Source organism: Lutibacter sp., assembly GCF_046055765.1.
Lineage (GTDB): Bacteria > Bacteroidota > Bacteroidia > Flavobacteriales > Flavobacteriaceae > Lutibacter.
Genome location: NZ_JASFZF010000054.1, coordinates 1 through 8,977 on the forward strand (window position 1 = coordinate 1; position 8,977 = coordinate 8,977).

The following is an 8,977-nucleotide window of genomic DNA, read 5'->3' on the forward strand; positions in this document are numbered from 1 at the left end:
GCTACATGATTTACATCACTCACTTTTGCATTATTGGTCGTTATATCACTCGCTTGTTGTGCTGTAATTCCAACTTTCGAAGTATTCAATGCTATTGCTATATTTTGTGTAGTTTGCTCTGTTTGCAAGGTTGATATATCAGTTGCATTTCCTGCAATGTTTGTTACGTTAGTTGAAATATCTGTTGTATTTCCAGCAATGTTGGTCGTATTTGTTGCCGTTGCTGGTGAACCCGTAATTATAATGGCATCAACATACGTTTTTACCGCTTTTTCAGTTGGGTAAAGAACATCTGAATTAGAAGATAATGTAACATCGGTTGATTTATTAGCTTTATCTTCTTTTCCTGAAATTGCTGAAGCGTTAGAAGCAATGGCTGTTGCATTGGTTGCAATGTCCGTTGTGTTAGCAGTAATGTCATTTGCGTTTGTTCCAATGGCTGTTGCATTGGTAGTAATGTCTGTTGTATTTCCTGCAATATTAGTTACATTAGTGGAGATATCGGTTGTATTCGAGGCAATATCAGTTGTGTTAGTTGCAATGTTGGTCGTATTTGTTACCGTTGCTGGTGAACCTGTGATTATACTAGCATCAACATACGTTTTTATTGCTTTTACACTTGGGTACTTTACATCAGAAGCTCCATCAGTAACTACATTTATACTTTTGTTAACTTTATCTTCTTTTAATAAAATTGATGCTGCGTTTGTTCCTATATCAGTGGCATTTGTAGCAATGTCTGTTGCGTTAGTGGCAATACCTGTTATATCTTGATCGCCTGTATTGGTTCCACTAGTAGCTGCTATTGTTGCTGCTTGTGCAGGTGTAATTCCTGTTTTTGAAGTGTTTAAAGCAATGGCTATATTTTGTGTGGTTTGCTCCGTTTGCAAGGTTGATATATCTGTTGCATTTAACTGTTCTGCAACAGTGGCTCTAGCCTGTTCATCAAATATATTTACAGCGTTATCAACAATTAATTGAGCTGTAGTGTCATTTAATGGTTGTGGCATATATGATAGATTTTGCTCACTTAATGGTGTAAAATTACTTCCGCTACCTGAAAAATCAATGGCTACTTGTAATTTTTTTATAGTTCCATCCCATACAATATCAGAAAAGTTATTAGTGCTTGTAACCGTTCCTGCTCCTATAAGCAAATTTATCATGCCATATTTATCAGTACTTATGGCATGATATTCTTGATATTCTTCATTACTTGAAGCATCAATAATTGTAAATTGAATTACAACTGAGCTATTTGCTAACATATTTCCCTGTGCATTTTCACCTGGGATTTGTTGTTCATTTGGATTTAAAATTACCGCTTGGTAACTAATTCCTTTGGTTTGAGCATACCCTTGTATTAAGGTTGCTAAAAATATGATTAAAAGTAGTATTTTTTTCATAATAGCTTGTTTTATATTTTTCGTTGTATTAATTTTTTATTTTTATTGTTGCCTGTTTTTTTTGGAAATGTTTATTAACAATCCAAACCCTACTTGGTTACTTGCAATTTTTAATTCTGCATCACCTGAAGCCATATCTAAACTTTTTCCGTACATATATTGTGCATAAAATGACAAGTTTTCTGAAATAGGTTGTAAAAACCCAAGACCGATTCTAAAATCAAAAACAGTCTTGTTGAAATCATCCACATTCTTTAAATTAATGACCTTATTGTTAAGAGTTTGGGTTCCCTGCATTAAAAATGCAGCTGAAGAAGTTCCTTTTATATATACAGCTGCTTCCTTAATTTTAAACAACTCATAGTCCAGCCCAAGGTTAAATTCTAAATAATTAACATCCCACTCCATAAAATTCCCAACGGTGTCATCGCTTCCAATGGCTCCATATCCTGCATAGGCAATACCAATAGAACTATTCAGTTTTTTAACAAATAGTTGATTTCTATAGCCTAATGTCATGAAACTATGGTTTGACGCCTGTAAGTTGTCAAGACTTTGCCCTTGTGAGTTTTTATAATCGAATGACGATATTGTTTTTCCTGCTTCAAAATATAGCTGCTGAGCGGTTCCTATAACTGTAGTTATTAAAAGCAGTAGTAATACGATAAATTTTTTCATTTATTGAATTTTTAGTAATGATTAGTTATTGATTATTTTTTTATAATTTTTTTTATAAATTGCCTATTATTAAACCTTACTTTTAAAATATAATGAGCAACAGCAAAATCGTGAAGGTCTATATTGATTTTTTTTCTAGATTCATATTTATTAGTATAAATTTGACGTCCTAACATATCAAATAAATAAACTTTAACTTCTCCTTCAATTTCTTCTTTAAAGGAAATTGAAATATTTTCTGAAAAAGGATTTGGAAATACAACAACATCCAAATTCATAGGAATATCTTTATCAATTATCTTAGATAATATATTAGGTTGAATAAAACCCTGTCGAAACGTATAACCGTTTGCTTTAAAAGTTCCAATAGCACTAGATTGACCTATACTTTGCTCAATAATATAATTTTTATTGTTTATTGATATAGTTGAAGAAGAACCAGAAACTCCAGTCGTTGACCGTACTAATTGAGATGAAGAACTGTTTTGAGCTGGTATTTGATTAATGATTGTAAAGACAATTAAAAATGAGAGAAGTTGTTTTTTCATAATTAGGGTTGATTAATAGGGTAAAGCTACTTGTTTCTCTTCCTTTAATAATATTTTTCACCCCCCGAAAAACCCCTGATTTTTTTTAAAAACAACCTTTTGTTGAGTTTTTTTCGCCTTTTATTAGATTTTTATGACAATTACCACTTAAAACATATCAATAAGTTATGATAGACAATCTTAAAAAATCGACCTATTAAAAGTTGACAAATTATTTGATGGATACTAAAAATGAAGAGAGGTTTACATCTTTTTGAAGATTCATTTTCTTTCGTATTAATCCTCTAACATTTTCAATAGTCTTATAACTTCTATGCAATATTTCTGCAATTTCCTTTGTAGTATAATTTTGGTAGACTAAACAAGCAACTCTAATTTCATTAGCTGACAAATTTGGATAATCTATAATAAGTTTTGTATAAAAGTAAGTATTAGCCTCTTTAAACCGGATATCAAACTCTTCCCAAATTTTTGATTTATGTGAAAAATTATTTAGAGATCTAATAAAATTATGAATATCCGAATTTTTTTCCTCCGAGAGATTATCTAAATTATTTTTTAATTCAAATATTATATTTTTATTAACCTCTCTTAAAGACGCAATATTTAATTCCTTTTGAGTAAGCTCCTTGTTTTTAAGGTTTAATTCAAGTTGAATTTTTTCAGCAGATAATCTTAAAATTTCCTTTTCTTGCCCTACAACATCTCTAATTAATCTTTTAGTATACATAAGCGAAATGCTATACGCAAGCATTATCAATATAATTTGATAGGAAAAGAGGAATAACGCTTCAGAATTACCTAAATTAAAATAATTTAAATTTTTTTGTTGTAAAAAATTAATTAAAATAATACGACCTACTTGAATAATAAAAAGAATACAAAAAACAAAACCAACCCCTTCTGTTATTTTTCGCATTTTTAAAGGCACTCTGATTAACATTAACCAAGCTATTTGAAAACTTAAAAACAAATAGCTTACAGAAAGAATAAGACTTCTCACATTTATATCTGGTTTAAAAAAGGTAAAATAGTATTGAGATAATAAAAAAACAATAATCAAAAGGTAGTTTTGAATTTGTATTCCTTTTTTATTCACAAATTGTTCTAAACCTATCAATAGTATAACCGTGGAAGAAACCACTAAGGTATTTCCAATTACACCCCATTCGGTGATACTATTGCGAAAAAATAAAAGTGTATTTCCTGAGGAACTCATTATAAAACTCAGCAATATTAAAAATGATTTTGGAAATCTTTTTTTTACCTGTAAATATAGTGAGCCTATTAATAACGCACTTATAATGTTAATGATTATATAGCCAAAAAAAACGGTACGGATGTCAATATGAAACATATTAATCTGTGTTAATAAAAAATTAATATTTTAATTAATTGGACAATTTTTTTGTAAAAATAGGTTTTTTTAAAACATAATAGTTTGGATAAAAATTATTTGTTTTTAAATTAGGCAATGCAATCATTTTTATTACAAACATAAAATATCCATTTTTTAAAAGCTAAATCCTTTATTTAAAAATCTAGAATCAACTACTAGACAGATTTTTACATTTTGTTCTATTTTTAGTAAATTACAATATGTATTTGTTTAACAAATTCTAGGTAACTGCTCACCAACTAACGGACTTACAATTCGTTTACCTCCAATTAAACTTTCCATGACTACTTTATTTGGGTGTTTACTAGTGAATTCTCCAATAACTGCTGAATTAATTCCTTTCTGATGTTTTCTCATTAGTTCTAAAACTTCTGTTTCTATACTTGGATCTATCACAACTAAAAAAACACCTTCATTTGCAACATACATAGGATCTAAACCTAACATTTCACAAGCTGCAGAAACTTGTTTTTCTAACGGAATACTAACCTCTTTTAAATAAACACCTTTTGAAATATCATTGGCTATTTCATGTAAAACAGTTCCTAAACCTCCACGTGTTGGGTCTCTGAATAGCTTTATTTTATTTCCAAATTCATCTAATAAATCCTTCACTAAAAAATTTAAATTAGTAGAGTCACTATTTATATTAGATTCAAATTCCAACCCTTCACGCTCACTCATAATTGCCATTCCGTGCTGGGCAATAAATCCGTTTACAATAATAACATCATTTTCTGATATGTTTTTTACCGAAATATCGGCTTTTGAATGCATTTCTCCAAAACCAGTAGTATTTATAAATATTTTATCTCCTTTTCCTCTTTCAACTACTTTAGTATCTCCAGTTATGATAAGAACGCCACTTTCATCAGCAGCTTTTTTAATGGATTGAACAATAGCAACAAATTCGGTCACTTTTAATCCTTCCTCAATAATAAAAGCTAAGGATAAATACTTCGGAATTGCTCCACACATAGCCACATCATTTACGGTTCCATGCACTGCTAAACTTCCAATATCACCTCCTTTAAAAAATATAGGAGTTATTACAAAACTATCGGTTGAAATTGCTATTTCACCTTCAATTTTAACGATAGCTCCATCGTGTTTTTGATCTAAATACGGATTGCTGAAAATTTTAAATATTACATTATCTAATAAATTTCTGGTTAACTCACCACCACTACCGTGACCTAAATTAATGGTTTCAAATCCTAAATCTTCAATATTCATTTTAGTCTATTAAATTGGTTGAAAAATGATAATATGCAGCACAAGCACCTTCTGAAGAAACCATTGGAGCTCCTAACGGATTGGATGGTTTACAAGCTTTCCTAAATTGTTCACATTGATTTGGTTTTTTAATGCCTCGTAAAATTTCTCCGGCAATACAATTCGAATTTTCAGGTACTTTTATATAACTGATATTAAATTTTGCTTCAGCATCATATTTTCGATATGCTTCTTTAATTACGTAACCACTATTTGGAATTTCGCCTATTCCTCTCCACTCTCTTGTACCTATCTCAAACACTTTTTTTATAACATTAATTGCTGCTCTATTTCCATGTTCTTTAACAACTCTTGCGTATTGATTTTCTAACTCGCACCTTCCTTCTTCTAACTGTTTAACGGCCATATAAATTCCTTGTACCAAATCTAACGGTTCAAAACCTGTAACTACAATTGGAATTTTATATTTCTTAACCAATGGGTAATATTCTTGTATTCCCATAATTGCACATACATGCCCTGCTCCCAAAAAAGCATCAATAGTACAAAGTTCATCATCTAAAATGGCTTCCATAGCGGGTGGAACAAGTACATGAGATGCTAAAATAGTATAATTAGTTACTCCTTCTTTTTCTGCATGTAAAACTGATAACGCATTTGCTGGTGCAGTAGTTTCAAAACCAACAGCAAAAAACACCACTTCTTTATCTGGATTTTGCTTTGCTATTGAAACAGCTTCAATTGGTGAATATAAAATACGTAAATCTCCTCCAAGTGCCTTTGCTTCTAATAAACTTTTTTTACTTCCCGGAACACGAATCATGTCTCCAAAAGAACAAACAATTACACCTTGCTCTAATAATTCTATCGCTTTGTCTATTAAATTTAAAGGTGTTACACAAACAGGGCAACCCGGTCCGTGAATCATTCTTACTTTTTCTGGTAACAATTCTAAAATACCATTTTTAACCAAACCATGTGTTTGTCCTCCACAAATTTCCATAATATTCCATTCACGAGTTGTTATTTTGTGAATTTCATCTAAGATTTTTTTAGTGGCTTCTAAGTTTCTATATTCAGCTAAATATTTCATTTTTAGTTGTTGATATTTAAGTAATACATAAGTTGTCCAAAAGAAATATTTTCATCGTTTGGCGATAAATTAGTATGAAAATACAACTTTATTTCCTTAGGTGCTAATTCAAGCAGCATATCAACCAATGTTGTATTTTGAAATACTCCTCCGCTAAATGCAATATAAAAATATTGATGTGTTTTAGCTATTTCAATAATTGTATTTGCCAAAGTAAACAGGAAATTTATAATTATGCTCTCTTTAGAATTGCCATTTTTGAAATCAATTCCAATATTTTGAATAATTTCTTCGGAAGAAATTCCTTTTTCAATTGAAATCAAATAGCTTTTACATGAATTTAATTTGTAATTCGTTACTAGATTTTCCATTAAAATTGCAGCTTCTCCTTCGTATGAATTATAATCAGTAATATTTAATAATGAAGCAACTGCATCAAATAATCTTCCTACTGAAGATGTTTTTAATGAATTTGATTTTTTTAAAGTTTGATACGTTTTCAGTTCGTTTGAAGTAAATTTTGTTTCCAAAATATCATTCATTTCTTCAGATGCTAGTGATAATAGCGACAAACGTGGTTCTTTTGCCATTTTATCGCCCAACAACCAATCAAAATACGCTAAATGGTTAATTCTTTCAATTGTATTATTCTCATAATTAAAAAATTCTCCACCCCAAATAGCAGTATCATCACCAAAACCTGTTCCGTCAAAAATTACTCCCAAAACTTTTTCTTCAAATAAATTATGTTCGCCTAAAACTGCCGAAAAATGTGCTTTATGATGCTGAACTTCTACTAGTTTACATTTGGCTTTTTGTACTAATTCTTTGCCATATTGTGTGCTATAATAATTAGGGTGCTTATCTACTAAAATAACACTTGGTTGTTGTTCAAAAATAGTTAAAAATGAAGTTGTTGTTTCAATAAATCGATTATAAACATCGTAATTTTCAAGGTTGCCAATAAACTGACTTACATATAAATAGCTATTAGGGTAAAATGCAATACTACTTTTTAAATCGGCACCCATTGCTAATATTTTTTCGCTGGAATTTATAGTGCTATTTAAATAGTTTGGCGCTAAACCACGTGAACGCCGAAATAGGACTTCTTGCTTAAATTTAACACTAAATTTCACAACAGAATCGTCTTGAGGTTGTTCAATTTTAAGATTGTGCTGCAAAAAATAATTGGCTACATTCTTTAATTTTTCAAAAGCATCTTCATTTTTACTAATAATTGGAGAACCATGAATATTACCACTTGTTGCCACAATTGGAAAGTCTAATTCATTGGCCAATAATTGTAAAATTCCTGTATAAGGTAACATAACTCCAAGCTGATTTAATCCTGGAGCTACTGAATTTAATGCTAAACTTCCCTTATAGTTTTGCAATGGAATAATGGTAATTGGACGCACAACTGAAGTTAAACTTTTTAGTTGTTGCAGGTTTAAATCTAACTCTTTTTGAAGTAATTTTAGTGACGGATATAAAACAGCAAAAGGTTTATTTGGTCTATTTTTTTTGGCTCTTAATTTATTTACAACTGTTTCATTTTCAGCATTACAACACAATAAATATCCACTTGTGTTTTTAATTGCAATAATATTACCCTCAGCAAGTAAGTTGGCAATTTCTTTAAATAAATGTATTGTTGAAATTTTAATTTTATTCCCTTCATTATTAATTAGTTTCAACGTAATGCCACAAGTTGAGCAGGTATTTGTTTGTGAATGAAAACGCCTATCATTTGGATTGGTATATTCATTTTTACATGATGTACACATTTGAAACTCATGAATGGTTGTATTTCTTCTTTCAAAAGGAAACGTTTGTGTTATTGCATACCTAGGCCCACAATTAACACACGTTGTAAAAGCATAATTATAACGGTAATTATTCGTATTTTTAATATCCTTTTTACAATCTTCACAAATAGCAAAATCTGGAGTTAATGGTAAATTTAAGTGACCGTTTTTATTTGAAGGAATTATTTTAAAATTATCAAAATTTTGAAGGTCTATTTCACTAATTGAACTCTCTTTAATTGAAGAAACTGGTGGAGGAAATTGCAATAATTTGGTATAAAAGTTATTTACAGAATTTTCCAATCCTGAGGCATAAATAATAACTCCTTTTTCATTATTTGATACAGTGCCAACTATAGAAAATTTTAAAGCTAAATTATAAACATGTGGACGAAACCCAACACCTTGAACCAATCCTGAAATTAAAATTTTATATGTTTTAAGCATGTAGTTAACAAAAATTACCCCTATAAAATTACAATAATTAAAAGAATTTATAGGGATAATTTAAAGAAATAAAGAATGGTTTATGTTGATTTTTTGATCGTTATTTTATTTAATATTTCTAAAATTTTAGTGGTTAATTTTTTAATATTATTTTGAACTTCTCCTGTTAAAGTTATTGTCATAGGAATCATTTCCTTTATAGAAACAGTCACTAAAATAATTTTTGGTAATTGGTCTTGAAATTCTAATGCTTCCATCATATCTTTTAAACCAACATCATGAGCACTTAATATACTTGGGAAATCAGCTGCAAATTTTGGGTATAGCACACCAATTGTTCCTGGTGGTCGTTGATCCAT

The 8,977-nt window shown here is 29.7% G+C and carries 7 protein-coding genes and 1 pseudogene; all 8 read right to left on the reverse strand.

The genetic code is table 11. The features are described from left to right. Window positions 1-1,406: hypothetical protein (locus tag QM495_RS05880; protein ID WP_408671183.1), on the reverse strand; the 1,406-nt coding region annotated here is incomplete at its 3' end. Window positions 1,407-1,448: 42 nt separating this feature from the next. After that, a complete protein-coding gene (locus tag QM495_RS05885) occupies window positions 1,449-2,084 on the reverse strand; it encodes an outer membrane beta-barrel protein (protein ID WP_408671184.1) in 636 nt (211 codons plus the stop codon). A 32-nt stretch (window positions 2,085-2,116) separates the two neighbouring features. Next, window positions 2,117-2,632, reverse strand: a complete 516-nt coding sequence (locus tag QM495_RS05890; RefSeq protein WP_408671185.1) for a T9SS type A sorting domain-containing protein — start codon at window positions 2,630-2,632, stop codon at window positions 2,117-2,119. A 211-nt stretch (window positions 2,633-2,843) separates the two neighbouring features. Beyond that, the gene (locus tag QM495_RS05895) at window positions 2,844-3,551 is read right to left on the reverse strand and encodes a helix-turn-helix transcriptional regulator (RefSeq protein ID WP_408671186.1); all 708 of its coding nucleotides are present in this window, start codon (window positions 3,549-3,551) and stop codon (window positions 2,844-2,846) included. Between the two features lie 690 nt (window positions 3,552-4,241). Continuing rightward, window positions 4,242-5,267, reverse strand: coding sequence for a hydrogenase expression/formation protein HypE (gene hypE / locus QM495_RS05900; protein WP_408671187.1), 1,026 nt, complete (start codon window positions 5,265-5,267; stop codon window positions 4,242-4,244). A 1-nt stretch (window position 5,268) separates the two neighbouring features. After that, window positions 5,269-6,360, reverse strand: a complete 1,092-nt coding sequence (hypD, locus tag QM495_RS05905) for a hydrogenase formation protein HypD (protein WP_408671188.1) — start codon at window positions 6,358-6,360, stop codon at window positions 5,269-5,271. Between the two features lie 2 nt (window positions 6,361-6,362). Then, on the reverse strand, window positions 6,363-8,618 hold the full coding sequence (gene hypF / locus QM495_RS05910; protein WP_408671189.1) for a carbamoyltransferase HypF: 2,256 nt from the start codon (window positions 8,616-8,618) through the stop codon (window positions 6,363-6,365). An 80-nt stretch (window positions 8,619-8,698) separates the two neighbouring features. Then, a pseudogene (locus tag QM495_RS05915) lies at window positions 8,699-8,977 on the reverse strand (hydrogenase maturation protease); the annotation flags it as partial.